The 25,352-nt window shown below is 68.0% G+C and carries 23 protein-coding genes and 1 pseudogene; 7 read left to right on the forward strand and 17 right to left on the reverse strand.

Annotated elements, in window-relative coordinates; all coding sequences use genetic code 11:
• The first annotated feature begins 64 nt into the window (after positions 1–64).
• The 3 genes from AC1RCS_RS05240 (at position 65) to AC1RCS_RS05250 (ending at position 2,895) form a co-directional block, all read left to right on the forward strand.
• Positions 65–724 (forward strand): response regulator, encoded by a 660-nt coding sequence (locus AC1RCS_RS05240; protein ID WP_218339545.1) that lies wholly within the window; start codon positions 65–67, stop codon positions 722–724.
• Positions 721–2,181 (forward strand): sensor histidine kinase, encoded by a 1,461-nt coding sequence (locus AC1RCS_RS05245; protein ID WP_492244469.1) that lies wholly within the window; start codon positions 721–723, stop codon positions 2,179–2,181. Before AC1RCS_RS05240 ends, AC1RCS_RS05245 begins: the two co-directional genes overlap by 4 nt.
• A 69-nt stretch (positions 2,182–2,250) precedes the next feature.
• On the forward strand, positions 2,251–2,895 hold the full coding sequence (locus tag AC1RCS_RS05250; RefSeq protein ID WP_492244470.1) for a DUF2306 domain-containing protein: 645 nt from the start codon (positions 2,251–2,253) through the stop codon (positions 2,893–2,895).
• Positions 2,896–2,950: 55 nt separating this feature from the next.
• Here the strand turns inward: AC1RCS_RS05250 and metG are convergent, their stop codons facing one another.
• Positions 2,951–5,065 carry a methionine--tRNA ligase gene (metG, locus tag AC1RCS_RS05255; RefSeq protein WP_492244471.1) on the reverse strand — a complete coding sequence of 705 codons (2,115 nt, stop codon included), beginning with the start codon at positions 5,063–5,065 and terminating at the stop codon, positions 2,951–2,953.
• A gap of 181 nt (positions 5,066–5,246) precedes the next feature.
• Here metG and AC1RCS_RS05260 point away from each other — a divergent pair, with 181 nt between their 5' ends.
• Positions 5,247–6,377 (forward strand): SMP-30/gluconolactonase/LRE family protein, encoded by a 1,131-nt coding sequence (locus AC1RCS_RS05260; protein ID WP_492244472.1) that lies wholly within the window; start codon positions 5,247–5,249, stop codon positions 6,375–6,377.
• 27 nt (positions 6,378–6,404) lie between these two features.
• On the opposite strand, the gene AC1RCS_RS05265 is transcribed toward AC1RCS_RS05260, so the two are convergent.
• Together AC1RCS_RS05265 and AC1RCS_RS05270 are read right to left on the reverse strand one after the other, a co-directional pair.
• A complete protein-coding gene (locus AC1RCS_RS05265; RefSeq protein WP_218295883.1) occupies positions 6,405–7,679 on the reverse strand; it encodes a patatin-like phospholipase family protein in 1,275 nt (424 codons plus the stop codon).
• A gap of 103 nt (positions 7,680–7,782) precedes the next feature.
• Positions 7,783–8,367 carry a restriction endonuclease gene (locus AC1RCS_RS05270; protein ID WP_492244473.1) on the reverse strand — a complete coding sequence of 195 codons (585 nt, stop codon included), beginning with the start codon at positions 8,365–8,367 and terminating at the stop codon, positions 7,783–7,785.
• A 115-nt stretch (positions 8,368–8,482) separates the two neighbouring features.
• On the opposite strand from AC1RCS_RS05270, the gene apbC reads away from it, so the two are divergent.
• Together apbC and AC1RCS_RS05280 are read left to right on the forward strand one after the other, a co-directional pair.
• Complete coding sequence (gene apbC / locus AC1RCS_RS05275; RefSeq protein ID WP_218339541.1) at positions 8,483–9,574, forward strand: iron-sulfur cluster carrier protein ApbC; 1,092 nt, start codon at positions 8,483–8,485, stop codon at positions 9,572–9,574.
• Between the two features lie 25 nt (positions 9,575–9,599).
• A complete protein-coding gene (locus AC1RCS_RS05280; protein WP_218339540.1) occupies positions 9,600–10,544 on the forward strand; it encodes a LysR substrate-binding domain-containing protein in 945 nt (314 codons plus the stop codon).
• Positions 10,545–10,825: 281 nt separating this feature from the next.
• Here the strand turns inward: AC1RCS_RS05280 and AC1RCS_RS05285 are convergent, their stop codons facing one another.
• The 14 genes and pseudogenes from AC1RCS_RS05285 to AC1RCS_RS05350 form a co-directional block, all read right to left on the reverse strand.
• On the reverse strand, positions 10,826–12,172 hold the full coding sequence (locus AC1RCS_RS05285; protein ID WP_492244474.1) for an ABC transporter substrate-binding protein: 1,347 nt from the start codon (positions 12,170–12,172) through the stop codon (positions 10,826–10,828).
• A gap of 31 nt (positions 12,173–12,203) precedes the next feature.
• Entirely contained in the window at positions 12,204–12,785 is a 582-nt protein-coding gene (locus AC1RCS_RS05290; RefSeq protein ID WP_492244513.1) for a cache domain-containing protein, read from the reverse strand.
• Positions 12,762–13,748, reverse strand: a pseudogene (locus AC1RCS_RS05295) (methyl-accepting chemotaxis protein); the annotation flags it as partial. The pseudogene AC1RCS_RS05295 and the gene AC1RCS_RS05290, both read right to left, overlap by 24 nt.
• A gap of 43 nt (positions 13,749–13,791) precedes the next feature.
• On the reverse strand, positions 13,792–14,616 hold the full coding sequence (locus AC1RCS_RS05300) for a carbohydrate ABC transporter permease (RefSeq protein WP_218295878.1): 825 nt from the start codon (positions 14,614–14,616) through the stop codon (positions 13,792–13,794).
• A gap of 19 nt (positions 14,617–14,635) precedes the next feature.
• Positions 14,636–15,511, reverse strand: a complete 876-nt coding sequence (locus AC1RCS_RS05305) for a carbohydrate ABC transporter permease (protein WP_218339537.1) — start codon at positions 15,509–15,511, stop codon at positions 14,636–14,638.
• A gap of 12 nt (positions 15,512–15,523) precedes the next feature.
• A complete protein-coding gene (locus tag AC1RCS_RS05310) occupies positions 15,524–16,855 on the reverse strand; it encodes an ABC transporter substrate-binding protein (protein ID WP_492244475.1) in 1,332 nt (443 codons plus the stop codon).
• 34 nt (positions 16,856–16,889) lie between these two features.
• Positions 16,890–17,984 carry an ABC transporter ATP-binding protein gene (locus tag AC1RCS_RS05315; protein WP_218295875.1) on the reverse strand — a complete coding sequence of 365 codons (1,095 nt, stop codon included), beginning with the start codon at positions 17,982–17,984 and terminating at the stop codon, positions 16,890–16,892.
• 15 nt (positions 17,985–17,999) lie between these two features.
• A complete protein-coding gene (locus tag AC1RCS_RS05320) occupies positions 18,000–18,764 on the reverse strand; it encodes a cytochrome b561 domain-containing protein (RefSeq protein ID WP_218295874.1) in 765 nt (254 codons plus the stop codon).
• Positions 18,761–19,711: a YncE family protein gene (locus AC1RCS_RS05325; protein ID WP_492244476.1), complete on the reverse strand. Its 951-nt coding sequence runs from the start codon at positions 19,709–19,711 to the stop codon at positions 18,761–18,763. The genes AC1RCS_RS05320 and AC1RCS_RS05325 overlap by 4 nt, the downstream gene beginning before the upstream one ends.
• Positions 19,708–20,655, reverse strand: coding sequence for an SMP-30/gluconolactonase/LRE family protein (locus tag AC1RCS_RS05330; protein ID WP_492244477.1), 948 nt, complete (start codon positions 20,653–20,655; stop codon positions 19,708–19,710). Before AC1RCS_RS05330 ends, AC1RCS_RS05325 begins: the two co-directional genes overlap by 4 nt.
• A complete protein-coding gene (locus AC1RCS_RS05335) occupies positions 20,646–20,990 on the reverse strand; it encodes a hypothetical protein (RefSeq protein WP_492244478.1) in 345 nt (114 codons plus the stop codon). Before AC1RCS_RS05335 ends, AC1RCS_RS05330 begins: the two co-directional genes overlap by 10 nt.
• Before the next feature lie 14 nt (positions 20,991–21,004).
• Complete coding sequence (locus AC1RCS_RS05340; RefSeq protein WP_492244479.1) at positions 21,005–21,934, reverse strand: dihydrodipicolinate synthase family protein; 930 nt, start codon at positions 21,932–21,934, stop codon at positions 21,005–21,007.
• 10 nt (positions 21,935–21,944) lie between these two features.
• Positions 21,945–23,117, reverse strand: a complete 1,173-nt coding sequence (locus tag AC1RCS_RS05345) for an L-rhamnonate dehydratase (RefSeq protein ID WP_218295869.1) — start codon at positions 23,115–23,117, stop codon at positions 21,945–21,947.
• A gap of 19 nt (positions 23,118–23,136) precedes the next feature.
• Positions 23,137–24,183: a 4-hydroxythreonine-4-phosphate dehydrogenase PdxA gene (locus AC1RCS_RS05350; RefSeq protein WP_492244480.1), complete on the reverse strand. Its 1,047-nt coding sequence runs from the start codon at positions 24,181–24,183 to the stop codon at positions 23,137–23,139.
• A 154-nt stretch (positions 24,184–24,337) separates the two neighbouring features.
• On the opposite strand from AC1RCS_RS05350, the gene AC1RCS_RS05355 reads away from it, so the two are divergent.
• On the forward strand, positions 24,338–25,288 hold the full coding sequence (locus tag AC1RCS_RS05355; RefSeq protein ID WP_218295868.1) for a LysR family transcriptional regulator: 951 nt from the start codon (positions 24,338–24,340) through the stop codon (positions 25,286–25,288).
• Positions 25,289–25,352 lie beyond the last annotated feature (64 nt).

Genomic DNA, 25,352 nt, shown 5'->3' on the forward strand with positions numbered 1-25,352 from the left:
CATGGCGGGCTAAGAATTCCGCGCTACGCTGTGCACCGCCCTGAAGGCCCCAAGGAGAACCCTGTTGCGCGCACTGCTGGTGGAAGACGACGACATGATCGGGCGCAGCCTGTCGCATGCGCTCAAGGGGGCGGGCTGGTCCGTGGACTGGGTGCGCAACGGCGAACTGGCCCACAGCGCCCTCGCCGATGGCGACTACAGCTGCGTGCTGCTGGACCTGGGCCTGCCGGGGCTCGACGGCACCGAGGTGCTGCGCCGCGCCCGTGCGCGCGGCGACCTCACGCCGGTGGTGGTGCTTACCGCGCGCGACGGTGTCGAGGACCGCGTGCACGGCCTGGACATCGGTGCCGACGATTACCTGCTCAAACCCTTCGAGGTGGCCGAGCTGCTGGCCCGCATGCGCGCCGTGGTACGCCGGCGCAGCGGTGTGGCCCAGTCGCTGGTGGGCAATGGTGCCCTGCAGCTGGACCTGGCCACGCGCGAGGTGCTGCAGGGCGGCGCCCGCGAGGCCCTCACCGCCCGCGAATTCGCGCTGCTGCATGCGCTGCTGGAGCGCCCCGGCGCCATCCTGTCGCGCGAGCAGCTGGAAAACCGCATCTACGGCTGGGGCGAGGAGGTCAGCAGCAACGCGGTGGACGTGCTCATCCACGGCATGCGCCGCAAGCTCGGGCCCGACGCCATCCGCAACGTGCGCGGCCTGGGCTGGCGGGTGGCGGCGCCATGACGGGGCCGGTGCGCGAGCACGCGGCCCGCTGGTACCGCCCCCGGTCCCTGCGCGGGCAGATCCTGCTGTGGCTCGCGCCCTGGATCCTGGTGGGCGCCGTGGTGGCGGGCTGCGCGTTCTGGGCGAGCTACAGCGCGCTCATCCACACCTTCATGCAATACCAGATGGAGGTGTTGGCGCGTTCCCATGCAGCCGGCGGGCAGGGGCTGGCGGGCACCAGCGATGGCGGCGACGGCCGGGACGCTGGCCACGGGGTCGAGCCCCTGCCGCTGCTCAGCGATACCAACATCCTGGACTGGGGCGCCTTTGCCGTGCAGGTGTGGTCGGCCGACGGGCGGCTGCTGGCCACGTCGCGGCCCGACACCGGTGTGCCACTGCAGGCCGCGCCAGGGCACGGTCTGCTGCGCACCCACGATGCCTGGGCGCCTGGGTGGCGCGTCTACACCGCGCCAGCGGCCGGGCCGCACCAGCGCCGCGTGCAGGTGCTGCAAAGCGAGAAATTCCTGCAGGAAGAAGTGGCGGTGCGCACGCTGTACGTCATCGTGCCCATGGCGCTGCTGGTACCGGCGCTGCTGTTCACGCTGTGGCTGGTGGTGGGGCGCGCATCGCGCTCGCTGCGCATGGTGGCCGATGAAGTGGCCCAGCGCGACGACCGCAGCCTGGGCGCCATCCGCATGGACCGCGTGCCCGAGGAGATCGTGCCCCTGGTGGGTTCCTTCAATGCACTGCTGGCGCGCCTGGGCGAGGCCTTTGCCGCGCAGCGCCGCTTCGTACAGGACGCCGCCCACGAGCTGCGCACGCCCATGGCCGCGATGGCGCTGCAGCTGGAGAACCTGCGCCCCTTCGTGCCTGCGGGCGATGCGCAGCAGCAGTTCGCGCAACTGGACGCGGGCATGCGCCGGGCGCGGCACCTGGTCGGCCAGTTGCTGCGCCTGTCGCGGCAGGAGGCGCCGGTGTCTGCGCAGGCACCCACTGCGCCCGTGGACATCACGGCCCTGCTGCGCGACTGCGTGGGCCAGCTGATGCCCCTGGCGGACCAGCGCCGCATCGAGGTCGGTTTTGCCGGAGACGGGCAGGTGGCGGTCCACGCCGCTGCCAGCGAACTGCGCAGCGTGTTCGACAACCTGCTGGACAACGCCCTGCGCTACACGCCCGAGGGCGGTGCGGTCGAAGTGCGGCTGCACCGTCTGGACAGCGGCGCGGTGGTGGACATCGTCGACAACGGCCCCGGCATTCCGCCAGAGCTGCTGGAGCGGGTCTTCGACCGCTTCTTCCGCGTGCCCGGCAACGACGCCGACGGCAGCGGGCTGGGCCTGGCCATCACCCGCGCGGCAGCGCTGCGCCAGGGCTTGCGGGTGGAGCTGCGGGCGCGGGACGACGGCGCCGCGGGCCTGCTGGCGCGGGTGCATCTGCCCCCACTCCAGCCCGCGCCCGCGCCGCTGCTAACACCCGCCTAAGGCGCTGCTAACACGGGGCTCAGACGCAATTTCTAGAGTGGATGGACTTCCATTTCACAGAAAGTTGCCATGTCTCCACGTACTCTCGCCCCCGCCCTGGCTTGGGGTTTGCTCGCGCTGTCGGCCCTGGCCGTCGGCATTGTCTCGTTGCGCTATGCGCTGCCCGGCATGCCCTTCCCGATGGACCTGCCCAGCCTGCAGTCGGCGCCCCGGGCTTTCGTGGTGCACGCGGTCAGTGCATCGCTGGCACTGATGCTGGGCCCGCTGCAATTGATGGCGGCATGGCGCACCCGGTTTCCGGCCCTGCACCGCTGGGTGGGGCGCGGGTATGTGGCGGCGATTGCGGTGGGCTGGCTCTCGTCGTTGCCCCTGGCACTGGATGCGATGACGGGTCCCGTGGCCGTCCTGGGTTTCCTGGCGCTGGGCGTGGCCTGGATCGTGGCGGCCGGCATGGGCTTGCTGCGCGCGCTGCAGCGCCGTTTTGCCGAGCACCGGCGCTGGATGGTGCGCAGCTATGCGCTCACGGCGGCAGCCATCACGCTGCGCGTCTACCTGGGGGGCAGCATGGCCCTGGGGGTGGATGAGCAGGTGTCCTACCCCTTCATCGCCTGGCTGTGCTGGGTGCCCAACCTGCTGGGCGCCGAGTGGTACCTGCGGCGACAGGCGCTGCGCGCGGGCCGGCCGCAGCGGTCGCCGCCGCTGGCATCGCTGTGAGCGAACGAGCGGCGGGGCCCGGGAAGGCAACGGCCGGCGCGGCCGTTGCAGTGCTTCAGCGCACCCGCATGCCGGGCGTGGCGCCGGGCCAGGGGTTGAGCACGTAGATGCCGGGGTTGGCCTTCTCGTCGCCATGGCTGGCGGCCAGCACCATGCCTTCGGAGACGCCGAACTTCATCTTGCGCGGCGCGAGGTTGGCCACCATCACCGTGTGCTTGCCGATCAGGTCGGCGGGCTGGTAGGCGCTGGCGATGCCTGAAAAGACATTGCGCGTGCGGCCTTCGCCCACGTCCAGCGTCAGGCGCAGCAGCTTGGTGGAGCCTTCGACCGGCTCGCAATTCACGATCAGCGCGATGCGCAGGTCGATCTTGGTGAAGTCGTCGATGGTGATGGTGGGGGCCAGTTCCTCGCCGCCGGGGGATGCTATTGTTTCAGTAGCTGCTGGCGCTTGTTCTGCCTGCGCTGGAGCCTCAAACAATGCTTCCAGCTGCTCGGGGGTCACGCGCTGCATCAGGTGCTGGTAGGGGGTGATCGCCTGCACGTCGCCCGCCACGTGCCACTGCCGCATGTCCACACCCACAAAGCCTTGCACGGCCTGGGCCAAGCCCGGCAGCACGGGCGCCAGGTAGCGCGTGAGCGCGGCGAAGGTGTTGATGAGCACCGAGCAGACCTGGTGCAGCGCCTCGTTGTTGGCCGCGTCCTTGGCCAGGTCCCAGGGCTTGTTCTGGTCCACATAGGCGTTGACCTTGTCGGCCAGTTGCATGATCTCGCGCGTCGCCTTGCTGTACTCGCGGGTTTCGTACATCTGCGCGATGGCGCCGCTGGCACCGCGCACCTCGGCCAGCAGGGCCGCGCCCGTGGCGCCGAAGTCGCTGGTGAGCTTGCCGTCGAAGCGCTTGGTCAGGAATCCCGCAGCGCGGCTGGCAATGTTCACGTACTTGCCGATCAGATCGCTGTTCACGCGCAGCATGAAGTCCTCGGCGTTGAAGTCGATGTCTTCGTTGCGCGCGCTGAGCTTGGCCGCCAGGTAGTAGCGCAGCCATTCGGCGTTCATGTTCAGGCTCAGGTACTTGAGCGGGTCCAGGCCGGTGCCACGGCTCTTGCTCATCTTCTCGCCGTTGTTCACGGTGAGAAAGCCATGCACGAACACGTTGTCGGGCGTCTTGCGGCCGCTGAAGTGCAGCATGGCGGGCCAGAACAGCGTGTGGAAGGTGACGATGTCCTTGCCGATGAAGTGGTACTGCTCGGTGTCGGCAGCGGCCATGTATTCGTCGAACGAGCGGGTGTCGCCGTGTTTTGCCTTGGGGCCGCCCTTGTCGAACCAGTTCTTGAGCGAGGCCAGGTAGCCCACGGGGGCGTCGAGCCACACGTAGAAGTATTTGCCCGGCGCGTCGGGGATCTCGATGCCGAAGTAGGGTGCGTCGCGGCTGATGTCCCAGTCGCCCAGGCCTTCGCTGGTCGTGCCGTCCGGATTGGTGCGCACGGTGAACCATTCCTTGATCTTGTTGGCCACCTCGGGCTGCAGCTTGCCGTCCTGCGTCCACTTCTCCAGGAACTCCACGCAGCGCGGGTCCGAGAGCTTGAAAAAGAAATGCTCGGAGTTCTTCAGCTCGGGCTTGGCGCCGGACAAGGCCGAGAACGGGTTGATCAGGTCGGTGGGCGCGTACACCGTGCCGCACACCTCGCAGTTGTCGCCATACTGGTCCTTGGCATGGCACTTGGGGCATTCGCCCTTGATGTAGCGGTCGGGCAGGAACATGTTCTTCTCGGGGTCGAAGAACTGCTCGATGGTGCGCACCTCGATCAGCGAGCCGTCGGCGCGGTCGCGCAGGTCGCGGTAGATCTGGCGGGCCAGCTCGTGGTTCTCTGGCGCGTCGGTGCTGTGCCAGTTGTCGAAGCTGATGTGAAAGCCGTCCAGGTACTGCTTGCGGCCCGCGGCGATGTTGGCCACGAACTGCTGTGGCGTGACGCCCGCCTTCTCGGCGGCGATCATGATGGGCGCGCCATGCGTGTCGTCGGCGCCCACGAAGTTCACCGCGTGGCCCTGCATGCGCTGGAACCGCACCCAGATGTCGGCCTGGATGTATTCCATGATGTGGCCGATGTGGAAGTTGCCGTTGGCGTAGGGCAGAGCGGTGGTGACGAAGAGTTTGCGTGCGGATGACGTCATGAAAAGCGGCTTTCTCAGGCGGAACCCGCGATTTTAGGCGTTTGGCGCCCTGCCTCGCGGCCGCGGGCGCTCCAGCCCCGCGCGCGGGTCGCGCAGGTGCCAGCGAACGGGCCCCGGGCAGGGTGCGCGGGGGCTCGCCGGGCCCACAATGCCTGGCACCGACCACAACGGAGGAACGCCGATGGCAAAGAAGCTGGTGAGGAGACTGGGATGGAGCGCCGCTGGCGCCGTGCTGGTGCTGGCGACCTACCTGGCATGGTGGCCCGTGCCCATCCGGCCCGTGGCCTGGAGCGCCCCGCCCGCGCCCGGCTACCAGGGCGTGCATGCGCCCAACACGCGGCTGGCCCAGCTGCAGGTGATCGACCTCCACGGCGAGGTCGGCCCCGAGCACATCGCCGTGGGCAGGGACGGCAAGCTCTACACCACGGTGCTCAGCGGCAACATCCTGCGCATGAACCCCGATGGATCGGGCCAGGAGGTCTTTGCCAATACCGGCGGGCGGGTGCTGGGCTTTGACTTCGACGCGGCGGGCTACCTCATCGCGGCCGATGCGGTCAAGGGCCTGCTGTCCATCGCGCCCGATGGCAAGGTCACCGTGCTGGCCGACAAGGTGGGCAGCGATCCCATCCGCTATGCCGACGGCGTGGTGGTGGCCCAAAGCGGCAAGATGTACCTGAGCGACGCCTCCACGCGTTTTGCCCCCCAGGACTGGGGCGGCACCTTCGAGGCCAGCGTGCTCGACATCCTGGAGCAGGCCAGCACGGGCCGGGTGCTGGAGTACGACCCCGCGACTCGCGCCACGCGCGTGGTGGCCCGGGGCCTGAGCTTCGCCAACGGCGTGGCGCTCAGCCAGGACGAAAAGAGCCTGTTCGTCAACGAAACCGGCAAGTACAGGGTATGGAAGATCGCGGTGGACGCGAACGACCTGGACATCAGCCTGCCCGGAGCCCAGGCCAGCGTGCTGCTCGACAACCTGCCCGGCTACCCCGACAACCTGATGCGCGGGATGGACGGCCGCATCTGGCTGGGCTTTGCCAAGCCGCGCGGCGCGGCCATCGACAACATGGCCGGCAAGCCCTGGCTGCGCAGCCTGACACTGCGCCTGCCGCGTGCGCTGTGGCCCATCCCCCAGCCGTACGGCCACGTGATCGCGTTCACCGACGACGGCAAGGTGGTGGCCGACCTGCAGGACCCGGCGGGCGCCTACCCGGAAACCACGGCCATCACCGAGACGGCGGACCGGCTGTATGTGCAGAGCCTGCACGCGCACGGCCTGGGCTGGCTGCGCAAGGACGTGCTCAAGGCGCGGTAGCGGACGCCGGGGCGGACCGGCGGCCCTTCAGGCGTGCTCGCGGGTCTGAATGTCCGCGCCGCTGTCGGTCCAGCCGAAAAAGCGGCACACCTCGGCGCGCATGGCCAGCGTGTCGGCCCGGCCCAGGGCCATCAGCTCTTGCGTGTAGCCGGATTCGAACAGCAGGTAGCTGGCCAGCGCCGCGCCGCGCACATCCGCCATGTTGGACGTGACGCCCAGCGCCGCCAGCATGGCGCGCACGGGGGCCGGCAGATCGCCCACGTGGCGCGCGGCCACCGCGTCGAGCCGCTGCGAAGGCGCGATCACCAGCAGTTCGATGGGCCGCAGCGCGCTGTGCGCGCGCACGTCGGGGGGGATCAGCGACAGCGTCTGGTTGACCCGCTGCACCCGCTCCACGTCGACCGCCAGCGCGTCCAGAAAGATGTTGGACAGCGCATGCCCCGCGATCTGCGCGAGCGTGGGGTAGCTGGGCGTGGGGTTGGCCGCGGCGTCGCCCCGGGGCTCGTGCATGCGGCCCGCGCCGATCACCAGGATGCGCTCGGCCCCCAGGTGGATGGCGGGCGCGATCGGGGCCGACTGCCGCATGGAGCCATCGCCGAAGTACTCGGTATGGTCGTCGATCGTGATGCCCTTGGCCGGGAAGATGAACGGAATGGCCGAGGACGCGAGCAGGTGCTCGTGCGTGATGCGGTCGCGCGCGGCCTTGCGCTGCGAGCGCACCCAGGGCTGCACCGGCGCGTTGGATTCGAAGAACGTGACGTGCTCGCCCGAGCTGTAGCTCGATGCCGTGACCGCCAGCGCGGTGAGGTGCCCCTTGCGGATGAGCCGGGGCAGGCGCACCAGGGGCACCATCTTCACCAGCAGTTTCTCCAGGGGCGAGTTGTCCAGCAGCGACCGGGGCCGCATGCGGCGCCACCGCGCCAGCGCCCAGCCCATGGACAGCAGCGTGAGCCAGCGCGCCCCGCTGCGCATCACGGACAGCGAATCGGCGCCATACACCTGGCTGGCATGGAACTGGCGCCACACGCGTGCGATGCGGCGCACCGCGCGGTCGAAGTTGTCGGCCCCGCAGGCCAGCGCCGCCGCGTTGATGGCGCCCGCGGAGGTGCCCGTGATGATGGGAAACGGATTGGGCCCGCCGCCCGCGCCACAGGCATTGCGGATGTCGGCGATCGCCTCCAGCACGCCCACCTGGTAGGCGGCGCGGGCACCGCCGCCGGTCAGCAGCAGGCCGGTGGGACGGGCGGGCGGGGCCGCGGGAGCGGGGGCGCAGGCGTCGGTGGGGGGGCTGATCGATGGCATCGTCGAAGGGGTGGGTGATGTGCCAAGTGTGGAGTCCGCCACCGGTCGCTCCATCTGGGAAAACCCGCATGGCGGGCTGCGGGGCGGGCCGGCGGGGCGTGGATCAGCGCCGGCTGCTCAGCAGCAGGGCCGCCACTGCATCGCCCTGCAGCACGGCGATCCCATGGTCGCGGGCATACAGGCGCGCGTTGTCGCTGACCTGCCCCAGGGCTGCCACATAGACGCCCGCCGGAGCGTCGCTGGCCACCATGGCCGCGTGCAGTTCGCGCAGGGGCTCCACGCCATGGGTGGCGGCCTTCCAGCGCTTGGCGCTCACCAGCGTGGTCTTGCCGCTCAGGGTCAGGCGCATGTCGGCCCCGGCGTTGTTGCCGTTGATCCGCTCCACGGTGTAGCCCGCCCGGGTCCAGGCGGATGCCAGGGTGTCGGCAAAGCTGCGCCAGGGCATGCTGCCCACGGCCTCCAGCATGTCGGCCACCTGGGCCGGGTTGGGGGCGCGCAGCTGCTTCCAGGCCGCAATGCAGCCCACCACGAAGATGGGGAAACCCGCGAGCGCTCCCACCACGAAGTACTCCTTGGGCAAGAGGGCGCCCGCCGCCAGGACAATGAGGCCGACCACCACGAAGCTGACCCACCAGGGCGAGCGCAGCAGCATGGCAAACAGGGACTTTTCGGCCATCTTGAATTTCACGGGGGTCCTTTTCTTTCGGTTTTGGGCGCAGGCGGCGGCAACGCGGCGCATTGTCCTTCAGACGCGGAGGACACGGCGCTTGGATAGACTACCTGCCTCTTCTGGAGATTATTGAATGGCAGTCACCGAACAGGGCCTCTTGGCCGCACTTTCCAGCGTGCTGGACCCCCACACCGGCAAGGATTTCGTCAGCACCCGGGCCCTGCGCAACGTGCAGATCACCGGTGGCGATGTGGCTTTTGATGTCGAACTGGGCTACCCCGCCAAAAGCCTGGTGCCCGAGCTGCGCCGCAGCCTCGTGGCGGCCGCCAAGGGGATTGCCGGGGTGGAGAACGTGTCGGTCAACATCACCACCAAGGTCATCGCGCACGCCGTGCAGCGCGGCGTGCAGCTGCTGCCCCAGGTCAAGAACATCATCGCCGTGGCGTCGGGCAAGGGCGGCGTGGGCAAGAGCACCACGGCCGCCAACCTGGCCCTGGCGCTGGCTGCCGAGGGCGCCAGCGTGGGCGTGCTCGACGCCGACATCTACGGCCCCAGCCAGCCCATGATGCTGGGCATCAACCGCCGCCCCGAAAGCGACGATGGCAAGACCATGGAGCCGCTGGAGAACTATGGCGTACAGGTCATGTCCATCGGCTTCCTGGTGGACCAGGACGAAGCCATGATCTGGCGCGGCCCCATGGCCACCCAGGCGCTGGAGCAGCTGCTGCGCCAGACCAACTGGAAGGACCTGGACTACCTCATCATCGACATGCCGCCCGGTACCGGCGACATCCAGCTCACGCTGAGCCAGCGCGTGCCCATGACCGGCGCCGTGATCGTCACCACGCCGCAGGACATCGCGCTGCTGGACGCCAAGAAGGGCATCAAGATGTTCGAGAAGGTGGGCGTGCCCATCCTGGGCATCGTCGAGAACATGGCCGCCCACGTGTGCAGCAACTGCGGCCATGTGGAGCACATCTTTGGCGCCGACGGCGGCAAGAAGATGGCGGCCGACTACCACATGGACTACCTGGGCGCGCTGCCGCTCGACATGAGCATCCGCCTGCAGGCCGACAGCGGCAAGCCCACCGTGGTGGCCGACCCCGACGGGGACGTGGCCAAGATCTACAAGAAGGTGGCGCGCGACGTGGCGGTGAAGATCGCCCAGCAGGCCAAGGACTTCTCCAACAAGTTCCCCACCATCTCGATCAGCAAGAACACCTGATCTCCGTGGGCTGCCGCACTGCGCCATGAACCTGCTCGCGTCCCTGCGCTACCTCGTGGCGCTGCACGAGCACCGGCACTTCGGCCGGGCGGCGCAGGCCTGCCACATCACGCAACCTGCGCTGTCGAACGCGCTGCGGGCGCTGGAAAAAGAGTTTGGGGTGGTGGTGGTGCGCCGGGGCCGCAGCTTCGAGGGCTTCACGCCCGAGGGGGAGCGTGTGCTGGCCTCGGCCCAGCGCATGCTGCATGAACACCAGGTGCTGCAGCAGGACCTGTTGAGCGATGCCGCCCATCCGCGCGGCACCTTGCGCCTGGGCGCCGTGCCCACGGCCATGCCCATCCTGGCGCGGTTTGCGGCGCAGCTGCAGGCGCGGCACCCCGGCATCGCGCCCGTCGCGCTGTCCATGAGCTCGCAGGCGCTGGAGGCGGGGCTGGAAAGTATTTCCCTGGACCTCGCGCTGGGCTACACCGAGCGCATGCCCGCGCGCGGCGGCCAACTGCGGGCCTGGCCGCAGTACGTGGAGCACTACTTCCTGCTGCGGCGGGCCAGCAGCCCGAAAGGGCACGGCCTGCAGATGGGCGGGCCCGTTGGCTGGGCCGAGGCGGCGCGCCTGCCGCTGTGCCTGCTCACGCCCGAGATGCACAACCGCAGCCTGGTGGATGGCGCCTTCCGCAGCGCGGGGGCCACGGTGCGGCCCGCCATGGAAACCGATTCGGTCCTCACGCTGGCCTTGAGCGTGGTGGCCGGCAACCTGTGCAGCGTGCTGCCGGGCGCGCTGGTGGATGCGGTGCGGGGCCATGACGGGCTGGAGGCGCTGCCTCTCCTGGCGCCCGTGCTCACCACGCCCATCGGCTTCATGTCGCACCGCCAGGTGCAGCCCACCCGCGCGCTCGATGCCGCGCTGGCCTTGGCGCAGGATGCCGACTGGCTGCGCCACGCCGCCGCGCACAGCGGATTGCTGGCGGCGTAGCCGCAGAACTCTAGGGCCTTGCCGGCTGAGCCCGTGCGGCGCTCGGGACGGCCTGCACCGTGGCTGCCCCGGCCGCCACACGGGATGCCAGGTGATGAAAGCCGGCGCTTCGCCAGCTTGAGCAGCGTGAAACCCATGAACGTCGCGTGAGGCCGCCCGAGGACGGCCATGGACACTTCAGTGGCGGGGCGGCAGGCTGAGTGGCGCCGCTGGTGTCGCCGATCCTGGTGCCGGAGGCGCTGCCCGGCGAAGCAGGGGCGCCGCAAGCCGGACCAGCGGAACTAGCGGGCCGGTGGCGGGGTGGTGAGGTACCCTTCGCGGCGCATCAGGTCGGCCACCGCCTTCGCGGCCTGCGCCAGCGCCGTCTCTGCGGGCTGCTTGCCTGAAATCACCTCGTGGATGCTCTTGCCCAGTATGTCGGTATTGATGGTGTCCCACTCCGGAATGATGGGGCGCCAGTTGGGGTTGGCATCCCCGATGCTGCGCAGGAGCATCTGGAACTCGGGGTATTTCCTCCCCAGGTCGGGGTCGGCCAGGGTGGACAGCCGGTGGGGCACGCCGCCCAGGTGGCAAACCGACTTGTCCTGCTGCTTGGCGGTGAGCCATTGCATCAGCAGGAATGCGCTGTCCGGGTTCTTCGACTGGGCGGGGATGGCCAGTCCCAGGCCTCCGGTCTGGGACGCATAGCGCGCGCCGCGGGGATGGCGCACATAACTTACCTTGCCATTGATCTTCGAGATCTTCTCGTCGCGGACTGCACCGAAGATGAGGGTCGAGTCCAGGTACATGGAGGCCTGCCCTTGCAGGAACGCATTGAGCATCTCCGTCTGGCCCGCCGCCAGCGCGTTGGGAGGGCCGGTGTCGATGATCTTCTTGAGCAGGTTGGCGGCGCGGACTCCGGCCGAATCATGCAGGCGGGGCTGCCAGTTGTTCTCGAACACGCCGCCATTGAGCGGATTCAGGTGCAACAGCCAGGCATGCACGCACTGGTGGCCTTCCTTGCCGCGCGAGGCCAGCGACCCCATGGCGGTCTTTTCCCGCAGGAGCGGCAGCAGCTGTTCCAGCTGGAAGTACGACTCGGGCGGCTTCAGGTTGAACTTCTCGAAGATGTCGTGCCGGTAGGCCAGCACCGAGGTCTCGGCTCCATAGGGCAGCCCATAGAGCTTGGCGGCCCCGCCGGCCAGGTAGCCTTTCCATCCCCCGACCAGGCCAATGTTCTCCCGGAATCCCGCGATGATGTCGGGCAGGTCGAAGTCCTCGGGGGTGAGCTGCCGGTTGTTCAGGTAGGGCTCGATATCCCGGATGAGGCGCTTCTTGACGTACTCGCCTTTCCACATCACCACATACGACACGAGGTCGAAGTCGCACTGCGGCTTGGCCATCTCCTCCAGCTGCCTCTTTTTCATCTCCGCGATGGGGAGCTGTTCAAACTCGACCTGAATGCCGGTTTCGCTGGTGAACGTGGGGAACAGTTTCGTGGCGGCGTCGTAGTGGTGGTGCCTGGGGATGCTGATCCTGAGCTTCTGGCCCCGGTAGGGGGCATACCTGTTCCGGGCGCGCGATGCCCCCGGGAAGAAGGCGGGGATGGTGGCGGCGCACAGCGATTGGACGAGCAGTCTGCGTTGCATGGGTTTTTTCCTGTCTCGGGGGGAGCGTCGATCAATCCAGGTCCACGGCGTAGATTCCGGACGAGACGAAGGTCTCTCCCACACGCTGGACAAACGCCTTCTTGACCATGATCTTCTGGGTGACCGGATTCAGGATGTGGTACGGCGCGGACCATCCAGAGCCCCTTTGCGTGGCCAGGTCGCGCGAGTTCCTGACGATCGCCACGCCATTCGCGTCGCGCATGTCGATGAGGACCTTTCCGACGTTGGCGGGATTGGCTCCGTGCGCGAGATTGCGGCCGTTGAAGTCGTAGACCGTGATGTACAGGTCCCGGTCCTTGAACGAGGTGCCGTGCGTGAATTCGCGGTAGGCCTTCTCGGCGCCGATGTCGCGGATCAGGTCCACGGCCCTTCGCACCTGCTCTTCGGCTTCGGACGGGCTCCCGTTGAGCGTGAACACGTTCACCGACCCGACGAGGCGCGCGGCCTGCGCCCGCAGTTGCTGCGAGGCGGAGGCTGTCTGCTCCACCAGGGCCGCGTTCTGTTGCGTGGCCTGGTCAATCAGCTCCACGGACTCGATGACCTTGCCCACGCTCTCGCGCTGCATCTGGCTGGAATGGGCGATCTCCGCCATGATCTGCGTCACCCGCTGGATGGCCTCGGTCATGCCGCCCAGCTGCTGGGCGGCCGTCTGCACCAGGGTCGCGCCGGTTTCGATGCGGGCGTTGCCGCGGGTCAGCAGCGCCTTGATGTCCTTGGCCGCGCTGGCGCTGCGCTGCGCCAGCGCGCGCACCTCGCTGGCGACCACGGCAAAGCCCCGGCCCTGCTCGCCGGCGCGTGCCGCCTCGACGGCCGCGTTCAGGGCGAGGATGTTGGTCTGGAACGCGATCCCGTCAATGAGCGCGATGATGTCGAAGGCCCGCGCGGAGTCCGACGCAATTTCCTGCATGGTCTGCTGCACGGACGCGAAGGCACGGTTGCCGTGGTCTCCCGCCAGGGCGGTCTGCTGCGCGATGGCGTTGCCCGCATCCGCCTTCTGCCCCACCAGCAGGGCGCTGCTGGCGAACGCCTCCACCGCGTCCGTGGTGTCCTTCAGCGACAGCGCCTGGCGTTCCGTCCGTGCGGACAGATCGGTGTTCGCCTGGGATATCTCGTCGCTGGCCAGGGCCACCTCCTGCGCGCCCGCCCTGACCTTGGTGACGACCCTGGTCAGGGATTCCTGCATTTCGCGCATGGCCGCCATCAAGGGCGAGAACTCGTCGCGCTGCGCGTCGTGAATCAGGCTCGTCAGGTTGCCGATGCGCACATCGTCCGTGAATTTGCGGGCGACGGCGACGCGCGTGCGCAGCGCGCGGCCAATCCACCATGCCAGGGCCAGGCAGCCCCCCGCCACCACGGCGCTGGTCAGGGCCAGTATCCGCAGCGCGGCGGCCGCGCTTTCCACGACGGGATCGGCGTCTGGCAGCGCCGCGCCGAAATGCGAGATCGCCAGCAGGCAGCGCGCGACCTGCCAGGCCCCGAGGAAGAAGCACGCCACCAGCAGGAGCGCGAAGAGGAGCAGCTTCTGCGAAATGCGCAATGTCTGGACGAATCTCATGGGGTGGGGCGGTAAGCGGGGGAATGCAGGCCAGGGTGCGTCCCTAGCCCTTGACGGCGCCTGCCGTGAGCCCGGTGATGATCTGGCGTGCCGCCACGAAGGTGAAGATCAGCGGGGGAATGGCGATGAGGCTGCCCATGGCCATGACCCGCCCCCAGTCCACCCCCATGTCGGTGACGAAAAGCGAGGCCGCCACGGGCAGGGTGCGCGAGTGGCGATCGGTGAGCACCAGCGCCAGGATGAACTCGTTCCAGGCGATGCGGAAGGTGAAGATCGAGGCCGCGGCGAGCCCGGGCGCCATGAGCGGAAGCAGCACCTTGGTGAACACGCGCAGGGGGCCGCAGCCGTCGATAGCGGCTGCCTCTTCCAGCTCCACGGGGACCTGCAGCACGAAGCCATAGAGCAGCCAGATCGTGAATGGCAGGTTGACCGCCACGTACAGCAGGATCAGGCCCCACAGGCTGTTGACCAGGTGCCATTCGTTCCAGATCAGGAAGACCGGTATGGCCATGACGGCCAGCGGCACGGTGCGCAGCAGCAAGGTGGTGTAGGCCAGCGCGCGCCGGCCGGGGAAGCGGAACCGCGCGAGGCCGTAGGCCGCCATGCAGCCCAGCACCAGGGTGGCGGCCGTGGAAATGAGCCCGACAAAAAGGCTGTTGTATAGATACCGGTCGAACTTGTCTTCCTGCAGGACGGCCCGGTAGTTCTCCAGTGTGGGGGTGAAGATGAAGTTCAGCGGCTCGGCGAAGATGTCCACCTGCTGGCGCAGGCTGGTGGCGAAGATGACCGCGATGGGGGCGATGCACAGCACGGCCAGGCCGACCAGCATGGCGTAGTGCGCGGTGGCGAGCAGGGGAGAGCGTTTCATGGGCATCTCGCGTTCCCGGTTACTTCTCGTTGTCCAGAGGGTTCGAGATGCGCAGGGCGATCCATGACAGCACGGCCACCACCACGAGCAGCAGCACGGAGATGGCGGCGGCCACGCCCAGCTGCTGGCCCACGAAGGCCGTCTTGTAGATGTGCAGCGCGAGGATTTCGGTGGAGTCGCCCGGGCCGCCGAATGTCAGCACGTAGATCACTTCGAGAACCCGGAAGGCATCCACCAGCCGCATCATCAGCGTGATGGCGATCACGTGCGCGATCATGGGCAGCTTGACGAGGGTGGTCATCTGCCACCAGTTCGCCCCGTCGATCCGCGAGGCCTCGATGACCGCGCTGTCCACGTTCGCCAGGGCGGCCACCATCATGATGAAGACGAAGGGCGTCCACTGCCAGACGTCCGCGATCACGATGGCGGCGAACGCGAGCGTGGGATCCGCCAGCCAGGTCAGGGGCGCGATCCTGAGCAGGCCGAGCACGGCGTTGATGAGCCCGAACTGCGCGTCGAACATGTAGCGCCAGGCCAGGCCCACGGCAATGGGCGCGATCATCATGGGCAGGATGAACAAGGTGCGAAAGACCGCCGTGCCCCGCACCGGCCGCTCCAGCGCCAGTGCCAGCGCGATGCCCAGCAGCATCTCGGCGGTGACGCAGACGCCGGCGAACAGCAGGGTTGTCCAGAGCGACGACCACACCCGGGGATTGCTGAACGCCGCGGCGAATGCATCCAGCCCCACCCAGCGGGCCGCGCTCCAGGGGGTGCCCATGCTCCAGTCGTAGAGCCCCAGCTGGAAGGCCGAGATGACCGGGTAGAGGCACGCTGCCGCCATGATCGCGGCGGCAGGCCCCACGTAGAGGAGCGGAACCCAGGAAGGGGTGCGCATGGCGGGCGCGCCTCAGACTTTGTACCCGGCTTCACGCATGATCTGCATGACCGGGGCCACCAGGTCATTGAGCGCTGCCTCGGCCGTCTTCTTGCCGGTCAGGGCCTCGGAGATGCCGACCCCGAGCGCCTGCACGTTGATCTTGTCCCACACCGCGATGATGGGCCGCCAGTCGGGGTTGGAGTACTTGAGCGCATCCTTGAAGGTGATGAACTCCGGGTACTGCCGCACGAGGTCGGTGTCGGCCAGCGTGGAGTTGCGGGTGGGCGCGCCGCCCGCCCGGGTGACGGCCTTGTCCTGGGCCTTGGAGGTGAGCCACTGCATGAGCAGGAAGCCCGCATCGGCGTTCTTCGCGTTCTTGGCGATGGCCAGGCCCAGCCCGCCGGACTGGGAGGCGCGGCGCGTTCCCATGGGGTGCAGGGCCCAGCTGACCTTGCCGGCGATGCGGGACTTGGCCGGGTCGTTCACCAGCCCGGCGAGGGAGGTGGAGTCCAGGTACATGGCGGCCTGGCCCTGCAGGAAGGCCGTGTTGCTTTCCCCCTGGCCATACCCCGCGATGCCCGCGGGGCCCGTGGCCACCACTTCCTGCAGGAACTTGAGCGCCTGCACGCCCGCCTTGTCATTGAAGCGCACGCGCCATTGATCATCGAAGACGCTGCCGCCCAGCGGGTTCAGGTGCAGCAGCCAGGCGTGCACGGCCTGATGGCCCGCCTGGCCCCGGGACGCCAGCGCGCCGATACCCTCCTTGTCCTTGATCACGCGCAGCAACTGCGCGAACTCCGCATAGTTCTCGGGCACCTTGAGGCCGTGCTTGGCAAAGATGTCCTTGCGGTAGGCCAGCACCGAGGTTTCCGCGCCATAGGGCAGGCCGTAGAGCTTGGCGCCCGGCCCCGCCAGGTAACCCTTGGGGCCCCCCACGAGCCCCAGGTTTTCGAGATAGACCGGAATGATGTCCTTGATGTCGTAGGCGGGGTCCGCCAGGGCGGGGTTCTGCAGGAACGGGTCGAGCGGCCGGATGAGATTCTTGGCGACGTACTCGCCCTTCCACATCACGACGTAGCAGCCCAGGTCGTAGTCGCCCTGCGGCTTGGCCATCTCCAGCAGCTGCTTTTCCTTCATGCGCCCCATGGCCAGGCGGTCGGTTTCCACCTTGATCCCGGTTTCCCTGGTGAAATCCGGCAGGATCTTCATCATCGCGTCGTAGTGGGGATGGGCCGGCACGCTGAAGGTGACCGTCTGGCCCGCGTACCTGGAATAGCGGCTCTGCGCACGGATTCCGCTCAAGGGCAGGCTGGCACCGAACACCGTGGCACTGGTTTTTGTTACGAAATCGCGTCTTTTCATGGTCTTGTCTCCTGGGTGGGGGTGTCGCGGTGTGTCAGGGGCGCAGGGAGCGCCCCGAGGCGGTGTCGAAAACGTGCATGTCCTGCGGGTCGAAGCTCAGGTCGACCCGCTGGCGCAGCCGGTCCTGCGCGTTGCCCGGCAGCATGGCGGCCACGCGCTGGCCGGAGGGAGTGTTCATGTGTCCCACCACCTGGCTTTCGGTGCCGAGGTACTCCACGACGTCCACCTGCAGGCTGAGCAGGCTCACGCCCGCGTTGGAAGGGTGCAGCGCCTGGGGGCGCAGGCCCAGCGTGAGCGACTGGTCCGCCCGTGGGGCCTGTGCCACCAGCCAGTCCGGCGCGATCCACGCGAAGCCTTCTCCGCGAAGCAGCTTGAGGCCATGTTCCTGGCTGTAGCGGGCCCGGAAGAAATTCATGGTCGGCGTGCCGATGAACCCCGCCACGAACAGGCTGGCCGGGCGCGTGAAGACGTCGGAGGGGGTGCCGATCTGCTGGATCTCCCCCTTGTCGAAGATCACGATGCGCGAGGCGAGCGTCATCGCCTCGACCTGGTCGTGGGTCACATACACCGTGGTCTTTCCCAGGCGCTCGTGCAGGATGGCCAGTTCCGCCCGCATGTGGCCGCGCAGCTTGGCATCCAGGTTGGACAGCGGTTCGTCGAACAGGAAAACCTTGGGTTCCCGCACGATGGCGCGCCCGATGGCCACGCGCTGGCGCTGGCCGCCAGACAGCTCCCTGGGCTTGCGTTCCAGCAGGTGTTCGATGCTCAGGATGCGGGCCGCGGACCTGACCTTCTCGAAGATCTCGGCGTAAGGCCGGCCGGACAGGCGCAGCGCAAAGGACATGTTCTCCGCCACGTTCATGTGGGGGTACAGCGCATAGTTCTGGAACACCATGGCGATGTCGCGGTCCATGGGCGCGGCATGGGTCACATCCCTGTCGCCGATCAGGATCTGCCCCTGCGTCACCTCCTCCAGCCCCGCGATCATCCGCAGCGTCGTGCTTTTCCCGCAGCCCGATTCGCCCAGCAGCACGACGAATTCGCCCTCGTGGATCGCCAGGTCCATCTGCTGGACGACGGTCACCTCGCCGAAACGCTTGACCACGTTGCGTAACTCCAGTCCTGCCATGGGTGCTCCCGTCATCTATCGTTGTGGAGTGCGGCCGGGCGTGTGGCGCTGCCCGAATTTCCGCTGCCACTGGGCCGCCGTGTAGCGCCTGATGCCCCAGCCCACGGGCCGCTTGCGGCTGGCGGCCGTGCCGCTGCCGGGGCCCCAGATGGCCTGGTAGGTGTCGATGCACCGCCCCTGGCGCTGCAGGACCACGAATGCGCTCGCCAGCAGCAGCCACCACAGCGCGAGCGCCAGCCCCATCCAGCGGGGCGCGTCGGCCACCACCAGGCCCAGGACGATCGTGGCGATCGACAGAAGAATGGCGGCATAGCCTCCGGCCTTGTGCACGGATTCAAAGGCCACGCGCCCCGGGGTCATGTCGTAGTGGTCTCCGCGCAGCCGCACGTCGGTGGGGCCGCCCTTGCTGCCCCTGGCCCACGCCGATGCCAGCTGCATGAGCCCCAGCCCCAGCACCCCCCACCCCAGAATGGCGTGCCATGCCGCGGCCTGGCTCACGCCGCGGGCGTTGCCCCAGGCCAGCCCGATGCCTGCCAGCATCAGCGCCATGCCGCCGTACTGCAGCACGCGGTGCGCGTGCCACCAGGTCTTGTTGTCGCGCACCGCCGGCCAGTCCTGGCCGGGCATGATCTTGAAGAAGCGCGCAACCAGCACACCCAGCGGCAGCAGGATGGCCCAGGCCAGAACCATGAGGCGGGCGTGCCAGAAAGCCCACGGCGCGATCTCGTGGTGCGCCGCTCCGCTGATGGGCGTCAGCAGCCACTGCATGAGGCCGTTCATGCACCGCCCCGTGCAGGAAAGCGGGACAGCACGCGCGAGACATCCGGCTCGCGCTGGGTCGCGATCCAGCGTTCGAACTGCAGCGTCTCCATGTTGAGGCAGCCCAGCAGGTCGTTGTCCTGGCTCACGAAGGCCAGCGGCCGCGACGGGTGGAAGCTCAAGGCGATGGCCCGCGCCTCCATCGGCACGTGGGCCAGCTCCCGCAGCGTGGCGGGGTCCACCACGGACAGGCTGCGTTCGCCGTAGTTGGTGACCACCAGCCGGCCGTCCCGGTACAGGTACAGGCGCGTGGGATCGTCGCGCGAGGGCGCCCGGTCCTTGACCTGCATCGTCGCGGTGTCGATCGCGCAAAGCGTGTTGCTCAAGCGGCAGCTCACGTACAGCGTCTTCTCGTCCCCGCTCATCGCATAGCCTTCGGGTTTCTCGCCGGGAGCGCAGGCCACGGGAGCCACCGTGGCATCGTGGGGCCGGATCCTGGTCACGGTGTGGGACAGCAGGTTCATCGCATAGGCCGTCTGTCCGTCGCGGGTGAGCGCGAACAGGTGGCTCTTGATGCCCCCGGTGCTCACGGCCCTGCGCGGGGCCGTGTCCGTGGCGGGATGGTCCAGGACCACGAGTTGCGCTCGGTCTTCGCTGAGCGCGTACAGGCGATCCTGTGCGTCCATCTGCATGCCGTGCAGCCGGTTGAAGGGGGCGATGTCGATGCAGCGCACCAGCTTCCTGCGGGCGATGTCCACCTGAAGGATCTGTGTGCCCCCAGCGCCCGGATGGCCCGAGGTTTCCACGCCATAGTGGCCGATGTAGGCATAGGCCTGGTGCGAGTCGATCACGAACTCGTGCGGGAAGTCGGGCAGCGCAATGCTGGCCAGCCGTTCACCGCTGCCGATGTCGTAGTAGCTCAGGCAGTGGCTGCACTTTTCCACCAGAAGCAGGACGTCGTCGGTCATGGCCGGGGGGCTCCGCGTGTGTTGAGAACGATGCTGTACAGCGAGGTGCTGGCGGCGATGAAGAGGGTGTCCCTGCGCGTTCCCCCGAAGGTCACGTTGCCCACCTTCTCGGGCACGGGAATTTTGCCCAGCAGCGTTCCGTCGGGGTGCAGCACCTGCACGCTGTCTTCGCTGCTGGTGTAGATCCGGCCGCGGTGGTCCACGCGGAAACCGTCCGGCACGCCCGGCGAGACCCGGGCGAACACGCGGGGGTCCTCCAGCGCATGTTCCCGCACGTCGAAGACCACGATGTGGTGGTGGCCCGTGCCGTCCGGGCGCAGCGCGGCCGAGGTGTCGCTCACGTACAGCAGGCTTTCGTCGGGAGAAAAAGCGAGGCCGTTGGGCTCCTGCAGGAACCCGGACGCCTTGTGCAGCTGTCCGTCCGACGGGTCGTAGCAGAACACGTAGTTGCCGCCCAGCTCGGGGGGCGCCTTGTGGCCTTCCCGGTCGCCGAGGATGCCGTAGGGCGGGTCGGTGAACCAGATGCAGCCGTTGCTCTGCACCACCACGTCGTTGGGGGAGTTGAGCCGCTTGCCGTGGAAGTGGCCGACCACCACCTCATCGGGCGTGTCCGCATGCAGGCGCCCCCCGACCTGGGGCGTGCGCACGATGGCGCGTTGCCCGTGGGAGCAATGCAGCAGGTTGCCCGCGCCATCGAGCGCGTGGCCGTTGGTGAAATCGACCTGGTCGCGCCAGACGCTCATGCCGTCGGCGGGGGACCAGCGCAGCATGCGATTGTTGGGAATGTCGCTCCACAGCACCGAATCGTCCTGGGGCAGCCAGACCGGCCCCTCGCTCCAGGCGGCCCCCGTGCACAGCCGCCGCAGCGCCGCGCCTTCGAAGACAGGGGCCAGGCGCGCATCCAGGATGTGGGGTGGTGGGGCGAGGAATTCGGTCACGGACATCCCTGGGCGTGGTGTGCCTTGGCCGTGGCGGACGGCACGTGGCAGTGGGTGCCCGCCGTGGGCGGGTTGGCTGTCGCCATCCCGGCCTGGCTGTGGCATTGGAAGCGCGCGGCGTGCGGGAGGCGGGGCCCGGCAAAGTTCGCGGGCAGGGCGGCGAAGGGCCTGTCCTGGGTGCCTTCATCCCGCTTGGCGCGGACCGCGCCGGCCACGGGGCGAAAGGCTTCCTCGCGGCGGATGCGCGGCGCGGCGGCGGTGGGGTGGGCGGAGCGGCGGTCATCGCTGGCCCACGCGGCAGCCCGGGGCCTGCGGGTGGTGAGGTGATCGCGGGGGCGCATGGCGGGCAGGGCTTTCAATGCGCCCAGCGCAGCACCAGTGGATCGAGCGGGCGTGCGATGGCCAGCAGCTGGCGGCGCACCTCCGGGTGCATGGGCGGCCAGGGCGCGCGCGGTGCGTCGCAGGCGATCACGCGGCCTTCCTTCATCAGCGTCTTGGCCGCCAGGAAGCCCGCCTGGCGGTTCTCGTGGTTGATCAGCGGCAGCCAGCGCTGGTATTCGGCGAAGGCCTGGTCCCTGTCGCCCTGGCGGTGGGCTTCGATGATGGGGCGTATGCCGTCCGCGAACCCGCCGCCCGTCATCGATCCGGTGGCCCCGGCTTCCAGGTCCGCCAGCAGGGTGATGGCCTCCTCCCCGTCCCAGGGGCCTTCGATGGCCTCGCCGCCCAGCGCGATGAGCTCGCGCAGCTTGCTCGCCGCCCCCGCGGTTTCCATCTTGAAGTAGCAGACCTGTTCGATCTCCTGCGCCATCCGGGCCAGGAAGGCCGCAGACAGCGGCGTGCCCGCGGCCGGTGCGTCCTGGACCATGACGGGGATGCCGACGGCGTCGGACACGCCCTGGAAGAAGCTCCGGATGCGTGCCTCGCTGAAGCGGAAGGTGGCGCCGTGGTAGGGCGGCATCACCATCACCATGGCCGCGCCCATGTCCTGTGCGCGGCGGCTGCGCGCGGCGCAGACGGCGGTGCTGGTGTGGGTGGTGGTGACGATGACGGGCATGCGGCCCGCCACATGCTCCAGTGCCGTGCGGGTGAGGGTTTCGCGTTCTTCGTCCGACAGCAGGAACTGCTCGGAGAAGTTGGCCAAGATGCACAGGCCGTCCACGCCCGAGTCGATCATGAAGTCCAGGCAGCGCTTCTGGCTGGCCAGGTCGAGCGTGCCGTTCTCGTGGAAGGTGGTGGGCACCACGGGGAAGATGCCACGGTAGCGGGGGGTGGAGCGTCCAGGCATGCCGCGGCCCTTATCCGACGATGTGGAACTGGTCGAGGTACTCGGTCTTGAGCGCGAGGCCCAGGCCCGGTGCGTCGTCCCTGAGCTGCAGGAAACCGTTCTCCGCCACGGGCTCGCCATCGAAGAGGTACCAGAACAGTTCGTTGCCGACCTCCACATCGAAGATGGGGAAGTACTCGGCCATGGGCGAGGCCAGCGTGCTCATGGTCAGGTGGTAGTTGTGCATCTGCCCCGCATGCGGCACCACCGGCACGCTGTGGGCCTCGCACAGGGCGTTGATCTTGTGGGCGGCGGTGATGCCGCCCACGCGGTTGGTGTCGTACTGCACGACGCTCACGGCCTTCTTGTCCAGCAGTTGCCTGAAGCCGTAGAGGCTGAACTCATGCTCTCCGCCCGAAATGGGGATGCTGCCCATGGCATTGAGTTCGGCATAGCCGTCGATGTCGTCGGCGATCACGGGCTCTTCCAGCCAGCGGGGCTCGAACTTCTCGAGCTTGGGCAGCATGCGCCTGGCGTATTCGAGGCTCCAGCCCATGTAGCACTCGAGCATCAGGTCGTTGTCGTAGCCGATGACCTCGCGCACGGCCTCGACGGACCTGAGGTTTTCCTGCACGCCCTGCTGCAGATGGGCGGGCCCGTAGCCGAAGCGCATCTTGAATGCGGTGAAGCCCTGGTCCAGGAACTTCTGCGCTTCGGCCTGCATGGCGTCCAGGTCGGTGCGGTAGAGCTTGGAGTAGTAGCAGGGGATCTTTTCCTTGGTGCGCCCGCCCAGCAGCTTGAACACCGGCTTGTTCACGCTCTTGCCCAGGATGTCCCAGATGGCCAGGTCCACAGCCGAGATGGCGGCCATGGTCACGCCCTTGCGGCCCCAGGCATGGGTGGCGCGGTACATGCGCTGCCACAGGTACTCGTAGTCCCAGGGGTCCTGTCCGATGACCAGCGGCGCGAGGTACTCGTCGATGATGGCCTTGGCGATGCGCGGCGCCAGCGCCACGTTGCCCAGCCCCACGATGCCGTCATCGGTCTCCATCTCCACCACGGTCCAAGAGTGGAAGCGGAAGGTGCTCATGGTCTCGGTCCTGGAGTAGACGAGGTCCATGGCGTTGGCGCAGAAGTTGTCCTGGGGCGCGATGGTCTTGCCCTTCCATTCGTAGACGCGCGCGCGGACGGATTTGATTTTCATGGCGATTTCTTTTTTTCTGTCATTCACCGGCCAGCGGGTCGCCCTGGCGGGCGCGCAGCTGGTTCGAGCCCATGCGTGCGGCGATCCGGAATGCGTTGTGCGTGGCATTGACATCGGCCACGCCCCTGCCCGCGATGTCGAAGGCCGTGCCATGGGCGGGCGTGGTGATGGGGATGGGAAGGCCGCCCTGGACGGTGACCCCCCGGCTGAATCCCAGCAGCTTGATCGCGATCTGGCCCTGGTCGTGGTACATGGTCACCACCGCCTGGTAGTGGCCGTCGCGCGCTTTCAGGAACACCGTGTCCGCGGGGAAGGGGCCTTCCACCGGCACTCCGGCTTCCTGGAGCGTCCTGACGGCCGGCGCGATGATGTCGATCTCCTCGCGCCCGCACATACCGCCGTCCCCCGCGTGCGGATTGAAAGCCGCCACGGCCACCCTGGGATCGGGGAACCCGCTGTCCCGCAGCGACTGGTGGATGAGCCTGGCGGCGGCCACGATGCGTTCCTGGCTCAGTGCCCGCGCGGCATCCTTGAGGGGAATGTGCGAGGACACCCGCGATGTCCACAGGCGGCCCAGGGTGTTGAACTCGCAGAAGTAGCCCTGCACTCCCAGGTACGCGGCGAAATGGTGCAGTTCGTCCTCGTGGCGGAGCCCGCCCAGCTTCATGGCGTGTTTGTTCAGGGGGGCGAAGCAGATGGCGTCCACATGGGCGGCCTGGGCCGCATCCATGCAGAGGTTCAGCACCTGAAGGACGGAGGCTCCGCATTCCGCCGCCACGTGGCCGCAGCGGACCTTGCCGGCATCGATGGACGCCACCGGCACAAAGGCAGGTCGGTCCTGATGGGGGCGGTCGCGCACTTCGGCCAGCGTCGCGACGGGGTGTGTCGGCACGGCGACGCCAGCGGTCTGCTGGCCGGCATTCCACACCCAGATGTCGCCCACCACGACCACGTTGGCCTCCTCGTGGACGTCAGGCCGGCTGAGCAACTTCGCGATGAGCTCAGGACCGATGCCCGCGGGGTCGCCCAGGGTCAGGGCCACGACCGGTTTTGCGGCGTTTGTCATGGATGGGATTCGGTTTTGGGTGGTGTCGCCTGCTGCATGTGGGCCGATTATTGGGAGGCGGATAGTTAACGTAAATTCAAAAATTGAACATAACTAATAATCACTGGTTATGATTTGACGCTGGGTTTTCCCGTAAGCCAGAGGCGGTTCCTCCATGCACAAAACAAGTCCTTTTGTCGTCTCGCAACTGCTCAACCGGCTGCGCATGCGGCAGGTCGCCCTCATGCTGGCTTTTGCCGAACATGGCACCTTGCGGGGGGCGGCGGTCGAGCTGGGAATGAGCCAGCCCGCCGCCACGAAGATGATTCAGGAGCTGGAGTCGGCGCTGGGGCAGCGCCTGTTCGAACGCGAGGGGCGGGGGCAGCGGATGACACCGGCCGGCGAGCGCGTGCTGGGGTACTTCCAGGGCATGCGCGGCTCGATGGAGTCCATGGCCCGCGAACTCGATGAACTGAAACTGGGAAGCGCGGGGCGCCTGGCGGTGGGCTGCATCATGGCGCCGCTGCCCACCTTGCTGAACCAGGCCATCATCGCGTTCAACAAGACCTATCCGCTGACCACCATCCAGGTGACGCTGGACACCAGCGACAGGCTGGTCGAACTGCTCAAGGACGGCCTGATCGACATCGCCATCGGGCGCGTGCGGCCGGAGCACAAGGCCCTGTTCGGCTTTCAGCCGCTGGCCAACGAGTCGCTGGCCGTGGTGGTGGGAGTGGGGCACCCGCTGTCCAAGAAAAGGCAGGTTCCCTTCTCCAGCTTGCTGGACTACCCCTGGATACTGCAGCCCTCCGGCAGCCCCATGCGCGAGGTGCTGGACCAGGAGTTCCGCTCGCTCCACGCGCCGCCGCCCCGTGGCCTGATCGAGACGGCCTCCATCCTGACCACCATGCAGCTGATCGCGGATACCACCATGGTGGCCGTGATTCCGCTGTCGATCGCCACGATCTATGCGCGGCACCATCTGCTCAAGATCCTGCCCTGCCACATCAAGCACAAGATGGGCGAGTTCGGCGCCATCACGCGCAGGGACCGCCCCCTGCCCCAGGCCGCGCGCTACTTCCTGTCGGCGCTGCATCGCAGCCGCCCGCCGCCGCCGCAGGCGTAGCGGCCGCGCACGGGACGGCCCGGGCTCATTTGTTTTTGTGATCGTCCCATGTGCGTAAGCAATT

It is taken from the genome of Acidovorax sp. GW823-FHT01C06, from assembly GCF_058798375.1.